The sequence below is a fragment of the Chamaesiphon sp. OTE_20_metabat_361 genome, assembly GCF_031364565.1.
This window is the reverse complement of sequence record NZ_JANLWO010000079.1, coordinates 1-15007: the sequence shown is the minus strand read 5'-3', so window position 1 is coordinate 15007 and position 15007 is coordinate 1. Positions and strand designations below refer to the sequence as shown.

13 protein-coding genes and 1 pseudogene are annotated in these 15007 nt (G+C 46.6%); 11 read left to right on the top strand and 3 right to left on the bottom strand.

Annotation, left to right across the window (positions count from 1 at the left end; genetic code table 11):
• Nucleotides 1–150: 150 nt before the first annotated feature.
• On the bottom strand, nucleotides 151–513 hold the full coding sequence (locus RMO35_RS02170; RefSeq protein ID WP_309738247.1) for a hypothetical protein: 363 nt from the start codon (nucleotides 511–513) through the stop codon (nucleotides 151–153).
• A gap of 212 nt (nucleotides 514–725) precedes the next feature.
• Here RMO35_RS02170 and RMO35_RS02165 point away from each other — a divergent pair, with 212 nt between their 5' ends.
• A complete protein-coding gene (locus tag RMO35_RS02165) occupies nucleotides 726–2867 on the top strand; it encodes a polyribonucleotide nucleotidyltransferase (RefSeq protein ID WP_309738245.1) in 2142 nt (713 codons plus the stop codon).
• 824 nt (nucleotides 2868–3691) lie between these two features.
• Here the strand turns inward: RMO35_RS02165 and RMO35_RS02160 are convergent.
• Nucleotides 3692–4516 (bottom strand): protein rep, encoded by an 825-nt coding sequence (locus tag RMO35_RS02160; protein ID WP_309738244.1) that lies wholly within the window; start codon nucleotides 4514–4516, stop codon nucleotides 3692–3694.
• A gap of 257 nt (nucleotides 4517–4773) precedes the next feature.
• On the opposite strand from RMO35_RS02160, the gene RMO35_RS02155 reads away from it, so the two are divergent.
• The 9 genes from RMO35_RS02155 to RMO35_RS02115 all read left to right on the top strand — a co-directional run bounded on the left by RMO35_RS02155 (nucleotide 4774) and on the right by RMO35_RS02115 (nucleotide 13212).
• Nucleotides 4774–5070, top strand: coding sequence for a DUF1778 domain-containing protein (locus RMO35_RS02155; RefSeq protein WP_309738243.1), 297 nt, complete (start codon nucleotides 4774–4776; stop codon nucleotides 5068–5070).
• Nucleotides 5045–5548 (top strand): GNAT family N-acetyltransferase, encoded by a 504-nt coding sequence (locus tag RMO35_RS02150; protein ID WP_309738242.1) that lies wholly within the window; start codon nucleotides 5045–5047, stop codon nucleotides 5546–5548. Before RMO35_RS02155 ends, RMO35_RS02150 begins: the two co-directional genes overlap by 26 nt.
• Nucleotides 5549–5704: 156 nt before the next feature.
• Nucleotides 5705–5977: a CopG family transcriptional regulator gene (locus tag RMO35_RS02145; protein ID WP_309738241.1), complete on the top strand. Its 273-nt coding sequence runs from the start codon at nucleotides 5705–5707 to the stop codon at nucleotides 5975–5977.
• Nucleotides 5974–6345 carry a type II toxin-antitoxin system PemK/MazF family toxin gene (locus RMO35_RS02140; RefSeq protein ID WP_309738240.1) on the top strand — a complete coding sequence of 124 codons (372 nt, stop codon included), beginning with the start codon at nucleotides 5974–5976 and terminating at the stop codon, nucleotides 6343–6345. Before RMO35_RS02145 ends, RMO35_RS02140 begins: the two co-directional genes overlap by 4 nt.
• Nucleotides 6346–6634: 289 nt before the next feature.
• On the top strand, nucleotides 6635–8242 hold the full coding sequence (locus tag RMO35_RS02135; protein WP_309738239.1) for a glucose-6-phosphate isomerase: 1608 nt from the start codon (nucleotides 6635–6637) through the stop codon (nucleotides 8240–8242).
• Nucleotides 8243–8369: 127 nt separating this feature from the next.
• Complete coding sequence (locus RMO35_RS02130; protein WP_396135589.1) at nucleotides 8370–9143, top strand: aminotransferase class IV; 774 nt, start codon at nucleotides 8370–8372, stop codon at nucleotides 9141–9143.
• A 20-nt stretch (nucleotides 9144–9163) separates the two neighbouring features.
• Complete coding sequence (locus RMO35_RS02125; RefSeq protein WP_309738237.1) at nucleotides 9164–9520, top strand: hypothetical protein; 357 nt, start codon at nucleotides 9164–9166, stop codon at nucleotides 9518–9520.
• 457 nt (nucleotides 9521–9977) lie between these two features.
• Nucleotides 9978–11825, top strand: a complete 1848-nt coding sequence (gene ftsH3 / locus RMO35_RS02120) for an ATP-dependent zinc metalloprotease FtsH3 (protein ID WP_309738236.1) — start codon at nucleotides 9978–9980, stop codon at nucleotides 11823–11825.
• A gap of 235 nt (nucleotides 11826–12060) precedes the next feature.
• Nucleotides 12061–13212, top strand: a complete 1152-nt coding sequence (locus RMO35_RS02115; RefSeq protein WP_309738235.1) for a hypothetical protein — start codon at nucleotides 12061–12063, stop codon at nucleotides 13210–13212.
• Nucleotides 13213–13256: 44 nt separating this feature from the next.
• On the opposite strand, the gene hisS is transcribed toward RMO35_RS02115, so the two are convergent.
• Nucleotides 13257–14642 (bottom strand): histidine--tRNA ligase, encoded by a 1386-nt coding sequence (hisS, locus tag RMO35_RS02110; protein WP_309738234.1) that lies wholly within the window; start codon nucleotides 14640–14642, stop codon nucleotides 13257–13259.
• A gap of 64 nt (nucleotides 14643–14706) precedes the next feature.
• On the opposite strand from hisS, the pseudogene RMO35_RS02105 reads away from it, so the two are divergent.
• A pseudogene (locus RMO35_RS02105) lies at nucleotides 14707–15007 on the top strand (phosphoribosylamine--glycine ligase family protein); the annotation flags it as partial.

Sequence of the window (15007 nt, the reverse complement as noted above, 5' to 3'; positions counted from 1 at the left end):
TCGATCGAAGTCGAGACAATTGGATCTTGAGGTTATCGATTTCTATATTACAGAAAAACCGCACCTAATAGTTACTGGATCGGCATTTCGAGTTAATAGCTTTACTATTATTTACCATCTGCTGTGACGCTCGGCATTCGGATCTGGGAGTTATCGATCGATAAAGCGATTTACTGGCGTGAGATTGGCATTGCGATCTGGATCGATGAAATGGGAAATCCCCCGTAACGAGCGATTGGCATCATTGCGTCGGTTTGTGACGCTCGCGCGCTTGGCTCTCGGTTGGCTCCCTGACTTAAGTCGGACATTTGCCAACACCGCATCTACTGGTGGTGGCGAAATGCGATCGTTGGTAGCTTTGGTAGGAGGTTGAGTGCCAAGCGCAGCGGTTTGTAACAGCGGTTTAGCCGCTACCGAGGTCTGAAATCCACTGCCATCTTTACCAAATGGTTGAGTAACTATAAGCGTGAATGCCAATGTGGAAAGCCACAGTCGAGCGTGTCGTTTGAACATAGGAAAAAGATCGATACTACTTACTGGTAACTTACCCACTCAGCTTGGCGGAAGCATCAAAATTTCCAACATTTACAAGATAGTAACATCACAGCCGTCGTTGGCGTAGCCTCTGGAGCAAGAGAATCGCCAAAAAAATTCCCACCTCCGCCGCTAAGAATGCTAGGATCGCAAACAGCAAGAGAAGAAGTGCATAAAAAAAGGACAACCTAATGGCAGAGATAAATAAGTCGATATCCTTTGATGGTAGGGATATCAGACTTAAGGTTGGAGTATTCGCACCCCAAGCTGGTGGTTGCGTCTTAATCGAATCTGGCGATACCAGCGTACTAGTTACCGCGACGCGTGCGAAAGGACGAGAAGGAATTGATTTCCTACCATTGCTCGTAGATTATGGAGAACGGATTTATGCAGCCGGACGGATTCCCGGCGGTTTCTTACGTCGCGAAGGTCGAGCGCCAGAAAAAGTCACCCTAATTAGTCGGTTGATCGATCGACCGATGCGTCCGTTATTCCCCGACTGGCTGCGCGATGATATTCAAATCGTTGCAACCACCATGTCCCTAGACGAATTGGTACCCCCAGATGTCTTGGCAGTCACTGGAGCCTCGATCGCGACATTACTCGCGGGACTCCCATTTAATGGCCCGATGGCAGCAGTCCGCGTTGGTTTAGTCGGAGATGATTTTATCATCAATCCTACCTACCGCGAAATTCAAATCGGCGATCTGGATTTAGTCGTTGCGGGCACACCCGACGGCGTAATCATGGTCGAAGCTGGTGCCAATCAGTTACCCGAACAGGATATCATCGAAGCGATCGACTTTGGCTATGAAGCAGTTCAAGAGCTAATTACCGCCCAGCGGGAATTGCTCGCAGAACTCGGCATCGAGATCGTACATGCCGAACAACCAATTACTGACTCCACCTTAGAAAGCTTTTTACGCGATCGAACTACCGAAAGCATTAAAGTCGTACTTGGTAAATACGAGCCAAGTAAACCAATTCGGGATGCCCAGCTCGATGAAATCAAAGCTAAAGCAGTAGCCGAGATTGCCAGTCTCCCAGAAACCGATCCGATTCAAGTTGCCGCAGCTAGCGATAGTAAAGCTGTCAGCACCCTGTTCAAAAGCATCACCAAAAAAATGATGCGCCAACAAGTCATCGAAACCGGACGACGGGTAGACGGACGGGCACTCGACGAAGTGCGCCCCATCTCCTGTTTCGTCGGTGTCTTACCCAAGCGCGTCCACGGTACGGGTTTATTCAATCGGGGTCTGACTCAAGTCATGTCCGCCTGTACCCTCGGTACTCCCGGCGACGCACAGGATCTCGGTGACGATCTCAATCCCGAAAATACCAAACGGTATATTCACCACTACAATTTCCCCCCTTATTCCGTCGGTGAAACCAAGCCCATGCGTGCCCCAGGGCGGCGCGAAATCGGTCATGGTGCGTTAGCAGAACGCGCTTTAATCCCCGTCCTACCAACCAAAGATGAGTTCCCCTACGTCCTCAGAGTCGTCTCGGAAATCCTCTCTTCCAACGGTTCGACCTCAATGGGTTCGGTTTGTGGTTCGACATTAGCATTAATGGATGCTGGCGTACCAATTACCAAACCAGTTAGTGGTGCAGCAATGGGACTAATCAAAGAAGGCGAAGAAGTACGGATTCTTACCGATATTCAGGGAATTGAAGACTTCCTCGGCGACATGGACTTCAAAGTGGCAGGTACCGATACCGGAATTACCGCCCTGCAAATGGACATGAAAATCAGCGGTTTACCGATGACCGTCATCGCCGAAGCAATCAACAAAGCACGTCCCGCTCGCCTACATATTCTAGAGAAAATGTTAGCCGCGATCGACAAACCCCGCGAAGAACTCTCACCCTTTGCACCACGCTTACTCACCTTCAAAATCGAGCCAGAACTAATCGGCTTGGTCATCGGCCCTGGCGGTAAAACCATTAAAGGAATTACCGAAGAAACTGGAGCCAAAATCGACATCGACGATGATGGTACCGTCACCGTCTCCGCTGTCGATAATGAGAAAGCCAAACGCGCGATCCAAATCGTCCAAGGCTTAACTCGCCGCCTCAACGAAGGCGATGTCTATGCCGGACGCGTAACCCGAATTATCCCGATCGGTGCCTTCGTGGAGCTGCTACCGGGCAAAGAAGGGATGATCCATATCTCCCAACTCGCCGATTATCGCGTGGGTAAAGTTGAAGATGAAGTCGGCGTCGGCGATGAAGTGATCGTCAAGGTGCGCGAAATCGACAATAAGGGACGCGTCAATCTGACCCGCCTGGGCATTCATCCCGATGAAGCTGCGGCTGCGAGAAAGGGTTAGGTTGTAGGTTTCGGAAACCCGACCCACCCCGCCCTACGGGCACCCCTCCTCGGAGGGGACTTTAAGAGCAAGGGCTAGATTAAAAAATCCCCTCTTGGGAGGGGTGGGTAGATCTCCGCAATAACTAAAAATTAATCGAATGTTTTAGATAACGATACCAGCCTGATGACTTCGGGCTGGTATTTTTGTGGGGATATAAGTTTGCAGATGGCTGATGGTGTAGCTGATAAACATTGATCTCGAGTGAAGTCCGATCGAAATCTACCAATCAACTAAGTAAAAACCATATGATCCATCATCTACCCGAACTTTCTCAGATTTTAGATTCATTACATTTAGTGGAAACTCTTCTGACGATAATCTGCCTTATCAAGAAATTGAAAGCACAGCAGAACTAATCGATCGAGCGGGAATAATCAATAGACTTGACACTATTACTGCTCGATAAGACTTCGCTACGCGATGAATGGGTGAATGCAACCCCATGCTAACTTCTCTCTGTTTAACTATATCCTTTTCGCTGTCGCGTCTCTGATTTAGAATGGATCGATCGACATCCTCAATTGCCTGAATGCGATATTCGGTCGATCGAGAATATAGAATCCTGCTTTGCAGCTAATGGGTGTAGATGGTGAAATCCACATGCCACACTTTTCCTGCTTCGTTAAATTCCCCCATCGCTTGCGCGAATCGGCTTTAGGTAATGGCACGTATTCTCTACACGTTAAATTACTGGAAGGTGCAATCGCGCAAGGTTTGTGTCTCTATCCTTAGATCGCATTTGAACCTAATTATTGAACCTAATTATTCTAGTAGTGCGCTAATTAGCTAACTATCCTGTATTTATTGTCACTATGCCGCCACCCAAACAGAAACTGTCGATGCTCTCCTCTAACTTTGTCACCATCGATCTCCACTGATTCGATCGCATCTGAATCTAACTCTCGTAGGTATTCCTTCAACACACCGCCAGTAGAAATTGCCCGCATATTATGAAGTTGCTGCGTTAGCTCCAAAAACCACTCCCGATCTGCCACCATATCGCTTTCCTTAGTACAGTATTTCAGTAATTCAGGAATTAGCACGGCAGGATTGAGATCCTTCTTCACAGCCTGAATATCGATGATGGGGCTGTAGTTTAATCGCAAACAATCTCGCCAGAGTTCAACCCATTCAGACTGTTTGATGTAGCCATGACTGAAATAACTAGCACGAACCATCAATAGACAGTGAAAATGTGGGTGAGCAGTTTCATATTTTCCCCTGGTAACTTCCGTAGCTTTTAGCCAGCCAATTGCGGGAAATATCTTCCGCCCAACCATCCGCTTAAAACTTTTATTCATCTCAGTTATAGTGCTTCGCAGCTCAGTAATAGGGATATTTTTCTGAGTCAGGGTCATGAATAGCCAGCGATGAGTCGGATACTGCTCGATGATCTTAGGTAATACTTGATAAGCTTTTGCTTTCCACATCAAACTTCTGCGCCACTGGCAAACCGGACAATGCCGCACCCGACAAAATCTCGCCGATCTGAGCTGAAGTCTACTCGTATTATCATCTGCTGCTTTGAGATCGAACTCTAACAACTGACTACACAAAGCAATCCGCTCGGCATATCGATCGAATTTTGAGCCAGCATAATGCGACATAACTCGATCGGCAAATCACCGATGCTTATCCCAGGGAGTATCCTTTAAGTTGTCAGACAGCAATAGTTCATCTATCTGATTATTTTCTGTTTTTCTGAAAGGCACTACAAAACTGCGATCGAGCTTGTGTAAGATACCATCAACTCGATCTCAATTTAATCGATCGGGTAAAATTTACTCTCGTAGATCGTCTCGATCGCGTTGATGCCATTTTGGCACCAGCAAGTTAGAATTAAGATAAATCCTCATAACTTCCGATGAACCAACCCACCCAGGATGCGCGAGTAGTAGCCAGAATACCCCCTGCGGTCAAAGAAACTTTGCAAAGAGCCGCAGACTTATCTGGTGCTACCTTAAATCAATTTTTAGTCCAATCGGCACTCACAGCAGCGAATCAGATTCTAGAAACAGAACGAACGATCGTGTTATCAGAACGGGATGCTCAGACAATCTTCGAGCTAATCGAAAATCCGCCGACACCAAACCAACAACTTTTAGCCGCTGTAGATAGACATCGAGCATTTATCCGTGAAAATAATCGAGCCGCTGAATAAATCCCACGACCGAGAGCGGTTTGATTGTGGCACAGCAGCCCTCAACCAGTTTCTTAGAGCGACGGCTAGACAACATATTCAAAAGGGTATTTCTCGGACTTTTGTTTTGAGCGATCGAGATTGTCCCCAAAACATTATCGGCTTCTTCACCCTCACGCTATGTGAAATCAGCAGCGAAAAACTCCCATCTTCACTCGCCAAGAAGTATCCACTCCAAATACCTGGCGTCAAACTGGCTCGTTTAGCCGTCGATCTGCAATGGCAGCGTCAGGGCATCGGCGAAATTTTGATGGTAGAAGCTATGCAACGTGCGCTATTGGTTGCTGACACGGCTGGCGGAATTGGTTTGTTTGTGGATGCTAAGAATGAGTCTGCTCAAAGCTATTATGCTCGTTACGGTTTTATCGCGTTAGAAGATAATCCGCTAGAGATGTTCCTACCGCTGTCTCTCCTGAGAACGTTAAATTTAGATCGTTAGGCTCGGCGATATTTACTACAAAAAACCTGAGATTTTAGTCTTCAGCAAACATCTCAGCCAAGACATTTAAGACCGCTTTTTGTTCATCGATCGATCTCGATCGTCACAATTGATGTACGATAAGTCATCAGTTATATAAACTTTCAGACATCAACAATGATGCAAGAAACCACCCGAACGACGATCGCACTGCCTACGGGACTATTAGCCGCAACAGATCGCGCGGTGACTGATGGCAAGGCAAACAGCCGTAATGAATTAATCGCTAGAGCTATTCAAAGAGAATTAGCACTGATTCGGCGTGCCGAAATTGATGCCGATCTTTCACAGATGGCTCAAGACGCTGAGTACCAAGCAGAAGTATTGCAAATGGAAGCGGAGTTTGCAGTCGCCCAATGGGAGGCGTTGCAAATTGAGACTCAAACATGAGGAGAGGCGATGTTTATAATGTGCGATTAGATCCGGTCGAAGGTTCCGAACAAGGCGGATCTCGTCCGGTAATTGTCGTTAGTCGTAATTCAATTAATGCTAGTAGCCCGACAGTATTAGCGGTACCTTGTACTACCTATCGCCCCAGCAGGCGAGCTTATGTTACTCAAGTGTTAATTTACGCCCCAGAAGGCGGATTGAGTGCTGACTCAATCGCGCTAGCAGAACAGGTAAGAATCTTGTCAAAATCTCGTTTTGGTGACTACCGAGGTAGTCTCTCAATCTCCTTGATGGAACAGATTGCAACTGCCTTAGCTCTAGCGATGGACTTACCGACACGAGAGGATTTCGATCTTTCACAATCGTAGAGATCTTACGTTGATTACTATAGTTAGCATCAAGAGCGGGAAGATTTTCTCTTGAGCTTCTCCAGTTGCGATCGACAATCCAACAACTAATAACTCAAATTTCAGCTAGTATCGCGGTTCTCCCTTGGAGACGCTACGCGATCGAGCCAACCTTCAAGATCGCCTGTAAACACAAGACGCTCTAATTTTTTGTGTAAAGATAACCAATTTGACACCCATCAGGCTGGTATCTTAGTAACAGGGCAAATGAGATCGCCGTAGAATTTTTAGATTTTAATGAGGTTGAGTAATGGCAACAGTGGCAACAGGTGCATTGCTATGGCAGCGATATCAAGACTGGTTGTACTACCATCCAGGGTTAGGGTTGTATCTTGATATCAGCCGAATGCGGTTCGATGATGCGTTAGTTTCCCAACTACAGCCGAAATTCGATCGAGCGTTTGCCGACATGCGAGCGTTGGAAGCCGGATCGATCGCCAATCCTGACGAGCACCGAATGGTAGGACACTACTGGCTGCGAAATCCAGCACTTGCACCCAATCGATCGATTGCCACTGAAATTACCACCACGATCGATTCGATCGCAGATTTTGCCCAAAAAGTTCACTCTGGAGCCATCCATCCGCCGCAAGGTGAGAAATTTACCGATCTAATCGCGATCGGGATTGGTGGCTCGGCATTGGGGCCACAATTTGTCTCTGAGGCGCTAGCAGCCACTGATGCCCCGTTAAATATTCACTTCATCGACAATAGCGATCCAGCCGGAATCGATCGCGTCCTCAGTCGCATTCATCACCGACTAAATACCACTCTGGTTGTGGTCACATCCAAGTCTGGCGGTACTCCCGAGCCGCGAAATGGAATGATTGAGGTGCAGACTGCTTATAGTGCCCAGAATCTCGATTTCGCCGCTTATGCAGTGGCAGTTACTGGCGTCGGCAGTCATCTCGATGGCGTTGCCGAAGCCGCAGGTTGGATCGCTAGATTCCCGATGCCCGATTGGGTGGGCGGACGAACTTCGGAATTATCTTCTGTCGGCTTACTTCCCGCTGCACTCCAGGGCATCGATATTCAGGGGATGTTAGCTGGTGCCAAAGAAATGGATATCGCCACCCGCACCCCCGATATTAAGACCAATCCGGCTGCTTTACTCGCTTTGGCATGGTACGCGTCAGGGAATGGCAAAGGGGAAAAAGATATGGTGGTCTTACCTTATAAGGATAGTTTGCTGTTATTTAGTCGTTATCTCCAGCAGTTAGTGATGGAGTCGCTGGGTAAAGAAGACGATCTCGATGGCAATAAAGTCTATCAAGGTATTGCCGTCTACGGTAATAAAGGCTCGACCGATCAGCACGCCTACGTCCAACAACTGCGGGAAGGGATTGCCAACTTTTTCCTGACGTTTATCGAAGTATTACACGATCGCGAGGGCAATTCGCCCGAAATCGATCCGGGTGTTACTAGTGGCGACTATCTCTCTGGCTTTCTCCAAGGCACGCGTCAAGCTTTGTATGAAAACAACCGCGACTCGATTACAGTAACTATTCCTAGCGTTACACCGCAGACGGTAGGTGCTTTAATTGCACTATACGAGCGAGCTGTGGGTTTGTATGCTTCGATCGTCAATGTCAATGCTTATCACCAGCCCGGAGTAGAAGCTGGCAAAAAAGCAGCAGCAGTAATTCTGCAATTACAAACAGATGCAGTCGCAGCATTGAAGTCAGCAGCAGCGCCGATGACGCTTGAAGAATTAGCTACTAAAGCTGGCGCGCCCGATCGCGTGGAAGCAATTTACAAGATTCTCCGTCATCTCCAGTCAAACGATCGCGGTGTTACATTTACAGGTGATGTGTCGAAGCCGGGGAGTTTGATGGTTGCTTGGGTGGCGAAAGGGTAAGAGGTAAAAGGTAAAAGGTAATAGGTAATAGGAAGAGTAGAAGAGTAGGGTGGGCACTTCCCACCAGCTAGGTTTCAGACATTATCTACTTAATAAATAATTGTATTTGTCTATCTAAGTGCGTGATTTGTATTGGTATTGTGGAAACTCGATCGAGTCTGGATCGATCGAGTTAGATATTAATGACCCTGGCTTACTGTATGGGGCGACGGTATTTACAACTTTTAGAACGGATAAATTCTCGGAATCTGGCTACGATCTGCACTGCGATCGGCTAAGAAGTTCGATCGATGAATTAGATTGGATTCAGCCAGATTGGAATCAAGTTCGATCGGGTGTGGAATGTTTAATGTTACATTTCCCCGTACTGCGAATTACAATCTTTCCTGACGGACGCGAATTAATTACCGGACGATATTTGCCGCCTAATTTAGCTACTTGGCAACAGGAAGGTGTGACGGTAATTGTTGCCGAGCAAAAATTTACGCGATCGTTTCCGCAGCTCAAAACAGGAAATTATCTAGCACCCTGGCTGGCGCTAAAACAAGCACGCAACCAAAATATTCAAGAAGCAATCCTGACAAACGATCGCGGTGATTGGCTAGAAACCACTACCGGGAATCTCTGGGGTTATCGCGATGGCTGCTGGTACACACCGCCGCTAAGTGCTGGAATTTTACCAGGCATCGCTCGATCGCAAATCCTATCATCGCTCAAACAACAAAATCGATCGGTATCAGAGATCGAGTGGAAGGAAGAATGGGTCAAAGGTTTGGAGGCGATCGGCTACAGTAATTCGGTGATTTATTTTATTCTGATTCATACTGTTATTACTCCTGTGGGTACTCTAAAGTATCCAGCCCAACATCCAGCGATAGCGGAAGTTAGCTGTTTAGAGTGAAGTAATCGGAGCAGATTTGGGTGAATATCAAATACAGGAATAATGTTCGGGCTTTTACACTCTTATTCATTGTTACAAGTGTGGCGATCTTCTATTCTGCACAACCCGCTCAAACCCAAGTTTTAGTTTTGGCAGATTCAATTTTAACAATGGGTAAGAACGAACAAATTAATCTTAGTAGCGCCTTGATTCAGACTAATAACGACAGTTCGGATCGATTCTTACGAGAACAACTAACAAATAGTAGCTCAACTACGCCCACTGCACTTCAATCGAGCAACAGCGGCTGGACTCAACCGATCGGTTGGTTATTTGGATTGGTGTTTGTAATCATGGGGACACTCGTTGCCTGGTCTAAATATATACGAAAACGATAATCTGGGTAATTTGGATGCAACTAGGGTTTATGGGCGATCGAACCTAGTGATTCGGTAATCCACCTCGTCCCACTTAATAGTGCGATCGCTCCAATGGGTAAACTAGAATATAAGACCTAGTGAACAGAGATCGAGTCATGGCTGACGGAGATCGCGGAGCAGAGGCAAAGCAAAACGCCAATGCTCAGTCCCCTAGCACCTAAGCCTTTAAAACTGCCAAATCTCAACTTTAATTTAAAAAACCCTATCAATAAAATGAGAGAAAGGTTAACATAAGTTAATACAGAGATAACATAAACCAAATTATCGCGCATGTGCGCTGGTCGGAATTCCACCGACAGCTCAGTGCGATCGGCAGATGGCGCAGACTGGAGGCAACGACGGTCGAGCAATTGGATCGAACCAAGCCCCGTCACGAGTTGCCAGTCACCAAATACTAATATAGGAGAACCTTCGATTGAATAATAAGCGGTGGAGAAATGCCGGACTATATGTCCTTCTGGCAGTTGTGGCGATCGCTCTGGCAACTACCTTCTTGGAGAAGCCAGCCCCAGCCCAAAAAACTTTGAAATATAGCCAGTTTATCCAAGAGGTAAAACAGGGCGAAATCGAGAACGTTGGCTTGAGTGCCGATCGTTCGCGGGCGTTGGTACAAGCTAAGGATGGTACCAAAGCGTTGGTTAACTTACCTCCCAATGACAACCAACTCGTCAACATTCTCACAGAGAACGTTAAAGGTAACATTTACGTACTGCCACAGAATGACGAAAGCGTCTGGTTCCGCGTCCTGAGTAGCTTATTCTTCCCAGTATTGTTACTGGTGGGTTTATTCTTCTTGCTTCGTCGCGCTCAAAGTGGCCCCGGCAACCAAGCGATGAACTTTGGTAAGTCCAAAGCTCGCGTTCAAATGGAACCCCAAACCCAAGTTACTTTCGGCGATGTAGCTGGGATCGACCAAGCGAAATTGGAACTCAATGAAGTTGTAGACTTCCTCAAAAATGCCGATCGCTTTACCGCTCTCGGTGCCAAGATTCCTAAAGGTGTCCTATTAGTCGGCCCTCCTGGTACTGGTAAAACCCTCTTGGCTCGTGCTGTTGCTGGTGAAGCTGGCGTACCATTCTTTAGTATTTCCGGTTCGGAATTCGTCGAAATGTTCGTCGGTGTTGGTGCATCCCGCGTCCGCGATTTGTTCGAGCAAGCTAAAGCGCAAGCTCCTTGTATCGTCTTCATCGATGAAATCGATGCAGTCGGTCGTCAACGGGGTGCAGGCTTAGGTGGTGGTAACGATGAGCGGGAACAGACCCTTAACCAATTACTGACCGAGATGGACGGATTTGAAGGCAATACGGGGATTATTATCATCGCCGCTACCAACCGTCCTGATGTCCTCGACTCGGCACTCTTACGCCCAGGTCGTTTCGATCGTCAAGTAGTTGTCGATCGTCCTGATTACGCTGGTCGCCTCGAAATCCTCAACGTTCATGCTCGTGGCAAAACACTTGCCAAAGATGTCGATCTCGAACGCATTTCCCGCCGGACTCCTGGCTTTACAGGTGCAGATTTAGCCAACCTCTTGAATGAGTCCGCAATCCTTGCCGCTCGTCGTAGCTTGACCGAAATCTCGATGGATGAAGTTAACGATGCGATCGATCGTGTATTAGCAGGCCCAGAAAAGAAAGACCGCGTAATGAGCGAGAAGCGCAAAGTGTTAGTTGCTTATCATGAAGCTGGTCATGCTCTCGTTGGTGCCTTAATGCCCGACTACGACCCCGTACAAAAGATCAGCATCATCCCCCGTGGTAATGCTGGCGGTCTAACTTGGTTTACGCCGAGCGAAGATCGGATGGAATCCGGGCTATACAGCCGTTCCTACCTACAAAACCAAATGGCTGTCGCTCTCGGCGGTCGGATTGCCGAAGAAATCATCTTCGGTGAAGAAGAAGTCACCACTGGTGCTTCCAATGACCTCCAACAAGTCGCCCGCGTCGCCCGTCAAATGGTCATGCGGTACGGGATGAGCGAAAAGCTCGGCCCCGTTGCCCTCGGTCGTCAACAAGGTAACATGTTCCTCGGTCGCGATATCGCTTCCGAACGGGATTTCTCGGAAGAGACTGCGGCAATTGTTGATGATGAAGTCAGCCAATTGGTAGCAGAAGCTTATAAGCGTGCTAAGGCTGTCTTACTCGGTAACAAGCATGTCTTAGACAAACTAGCGAACATGTTGGTTGACAAGGAAACTGTTGATTCAGAAGAACTTCAGGATTTACTTGCTACCAATGATGTCACGATGGCAGCGATCGCGTAGTTAATCGATCAGTTTAGCTAACTAAAAGCCCACACTGACTAATATAGTCGGTGTGGGCTTTCTGATTTCTCCGCAGTAGCTAAGTTGTCAATCTCTCATCTGTATCCTGGTGACAATTGATGAATTTCTAGCCATATAGAACCAACACCTCTCAAATAGTTAGATGTCATTGAATTAAGGGCATTCTTAAGGAAGATGTGTTGAATGACACAGAACTTTAGAGGAAATTTTAATTATGACTTCAAATGAAGCACTTGCGAGAGATTCAAAGCAGGAAATCACTCAGCCCCCCTTACACGATTCAGTTGAAGCTACTCCAGTAAAAATAGATAGTGTTTCCAAATGGAGCAATTTAATTAAATCAGCTTCAAGATTTATTTGGGTTGGTGTTGTACTCATAGTTATTTTACAACTCTGGGGTGGATTTGCAGTTAGCAGTATTAAGGAAACAGAAAGAAGTGCCCCTAAAGTTGTCACTGTAAAAATTCCTCAAAATAGACAGCCTCAAATTTCGGCTGAAATTGAAGGGGTACTTGGAAATGCGCTAGTGAGTGCCCAATCTTCGGCATCAAAGAATTTAGAGCGATGGCAAGTTGAAATGATGGACAATGTAGATCACCCTTTTCTAGATTGGTATTACGGCTACTTTACTCAATTAGGTATCGGAGCAAAAGCCATTTGGATAAATCTCACTGCATCGTCAGATGAGACAAAAGCAGAACAGTTAATTGGGGAATTTCAAAAGGAGTTTACAAAATCAGTATTACAACCTCCACTTATGCAACTTAAAATGGAACGCTTTACCCGTGAAGCAATCGAGATTTATGCATCTAAAGTTAAGAGTGGTCTAGCTGGAGTACAAAGCAGTTATGATGTACCTCAACCAGACTGGGAGAAATACCTAGAGAATTTAGGAAGCATGACTTATAACGCGGGTGGTAAAGAACAGGATTTATCCCTCAGAGCATTTTCTCGTGGTACAGGTTATGTTGCAACTATGGGATTGACGAAAGTGATTGGCACAATTGGCACAACGAAAGTAATCGGAGCAGCAGCGAGTAAAGCGGCTTCCAAAGTAGCTACTAAAATTGCAACCAAGACAGCAGCCAAAGTTCTAGCTGAGGGCGGCGGTATGGCTCTTGGAGTTGTGGGCTTAGAGTTAATTAATCCAATTGCAGGTTTAGGGGTTCTAGTCTACGATGTCTGGGAACATAACCACACAGTTAAAGTAGAAAGACCCATTATGCGTGAGAATCTGGAGAAGTACTTGAGTGAAGTAAGAGATTCATTACTCAATGATCCTGCAAATGGTATTCTGTCATCAATAAACAAGTTCCACGATGGAATTATGGACAATCTAGATCGTAATTCTTTTGCTATGCCTTAATAGTATATCTGACAATTAAAACAGTACTCGCTCGCTCGATCCAATCATGCCAATCGCTGTCTTACCTCAGCAGCTAGATTGTCGATCGAGACGACAACTTGCTCGCCATTAGTCATATTTTTCAAGATACACTGCTTATTTGCAGCCTCCTCTTCCCCAATTACCACACAAAAAGTTATCCCCTGTTTATCGGCAAGCGCAAATTGTTTTTTGAGCGGACGTTTATCAAAAGCGGTGGCTACTTTGAGACCAGCTTGGCGGAGTTGTTGGGATACTTGGAGATAGATTGGCATCAAATCTGCTTGGAGATTTAAGACCATTACTTGAGTGGGCGTTGCTGCTAATGGTTGTAAAATATTCGCTTTGAGTAAGCGATAAATCAGGCGCGTAAGTCCGATCGAGATGCCGACTCCGGGCATACTTTCGCCGATAAATGTCCCGACTAATTCTTCATATCTACCACCAGAACAGATGCTGCCGAGGGCTTCATGTCCGATCAGGGTGGTTTCATAAACGGTACCTGTATAGTAGTCTAAACCCCGCGCGATCGACAGGTCGATGCAATAGCAATTATCGGGTACTCCCAGATCGCGGACACCGTTAATTACGGTAGTTAATTCTTCGATTCCTAATTTAAATCGATCGGCATCGGGTAGTTTAGTGGCAAAGTCATTGAGAGTAGTGAGGACTCGATCGACGTCACCTTCGATCTTGATAAAATCGATAACCTGTTGGGATTGTTCGGGCGACAATCCCTGAGTTGCTAAACCTGTTAATACTTTGGCAACGCCGACTTTTTCAAGGGTGTCGATAATATTAATACAAATTTTGATGCGATCTGGTGCAACTCCCAACGAATCAAAGAAGCCCGTCAATACTTTGCGATTGTTGATCCGAATCAGAAACTCGCCGATATTAATCTGACTGAAGATTTCGGCGATAATCGCGGGCATCTGAGCGTCATAGAGTAAGCTCAATTCCTTACGTCCGACGACATCGATATCGCATTGTCTAAATTGGCGATAACGTCCATCTTTCGCTCGTTCACCCCGGAAAACGAGATCCATCTGATATCTAGCAAAGGGAAATTGGAGGTCGTTGAGGTGACGGGCGATATAAGCAGCCAGTGGTACGGTTTGATCGAACTTCAACGCTCGCGCTTCCGATCCGGTATCGCCCTTACCAGCTTCATCTCGCTCTGCTTGGCGATTGGGCGGGAGCATTGGCTGCAAACCGTAAATGATATTATCGCCCTGGTTTCCTTTCGCCTGAAGGACTTCTAGCCGCTCTACAGCCGGCGTTTCGATCGGCGTGAAACCATAACTCTCATACACCCGCCGAATTGTATCCATCAGGTGTTGTTCGAGTCGCTTTTCTCCAGGTAAAAATTCAGGAAAGCCGCTGGGAGTGGAAAAGTTAATTTTATCCATGAGATGGGAGATGATAAAGTGTACAGAAGGATTAGCAATAAAGTCGCGGGGGAGTTTAGCGTCGGTGAAAATTTTAGTTGTTGGTAATGGTGGGCGAGAACATGCGATCGTGTGGGCATTATTACAGTCTCCTCAAGTTACCCAAGTTCTGTGTGTCCCTGGTAACGGCGGTACAGCGACGATGCCGCGCTGTCAAAATCTCTCATTTAGAGTAGATGATTTTGGCGGGATTGCCAGATTTGCCGAAGTAAATGGAGTTTCCTTAGTAGTTATCGGCCCCGAATTGCCACTATCGTTAGGAATTACTGACTACCTGCAAAATCGGAATATTCCAGTATTCGGCCCGACTCGCGCAGGTGCCCAAA

Coding starts and splice junctions, on each gene's coding strand:
- RMO35_RS02170 (WP_309738247.1), bottom strand. CDS start 513: ATGTTCAAACGACACGCTCGACTGTGGCTTTCCACATTGGCATTCACG.
- RMO35_RS02165 (WP_309738245.1), top strand. CDS start 726: ATGGCAGAGATAAATAAGTCGATATCCTTTGATGGTAGGGATATCAGA.
- RMO35_RS02160 (WP_309738244.1), bottom strand. CDS start 4,516: ATGTCGCATTATGCTGGCTCAAAATTCGATCGATATGCCGAGCGGATT.
- RMO35_RS02155 (WP_309738243.1), top strand. CDS start 4,774: ATGAACCAACCCACCCAGGATGCGCGAGTAGTAGCCAGAATACCCCCT.
- RMO35_RS02145 (WP_309738241.1), top strand. CDS start 5,705: ATGATGCAAGAAACCACCCGAACGACGATCGCACTGCCTACGGGACTA.
- RMO35_RS02140 (WP_309738240.1), top strand. CDS start 5,974: ATGAGGAGAGGCGATGTTTATAATGTGCGATTAGATCCGGTCGAAGGT.
- RMO35_RS02135 (WP_309738239.1), top strand. CDS start 6,635: ATGGCAACAGTGGCAACAGGTGCATTGCTATGGCAGCGATATCAAGAC.
- RMO35_RS02115 (WP_309738235.1), top strand. CDS start 12,061: ATGACTTCAAATGAAGCACTTGCGAGAGATTCAAAGCAGGAAATCACT.
- hisS (WP_309738234.1), bottom strand. CDS start 14,642: ATGGATAAAATTAACTTTTCCACTCCCAGCGGCTTTCCTGAATTTTTA.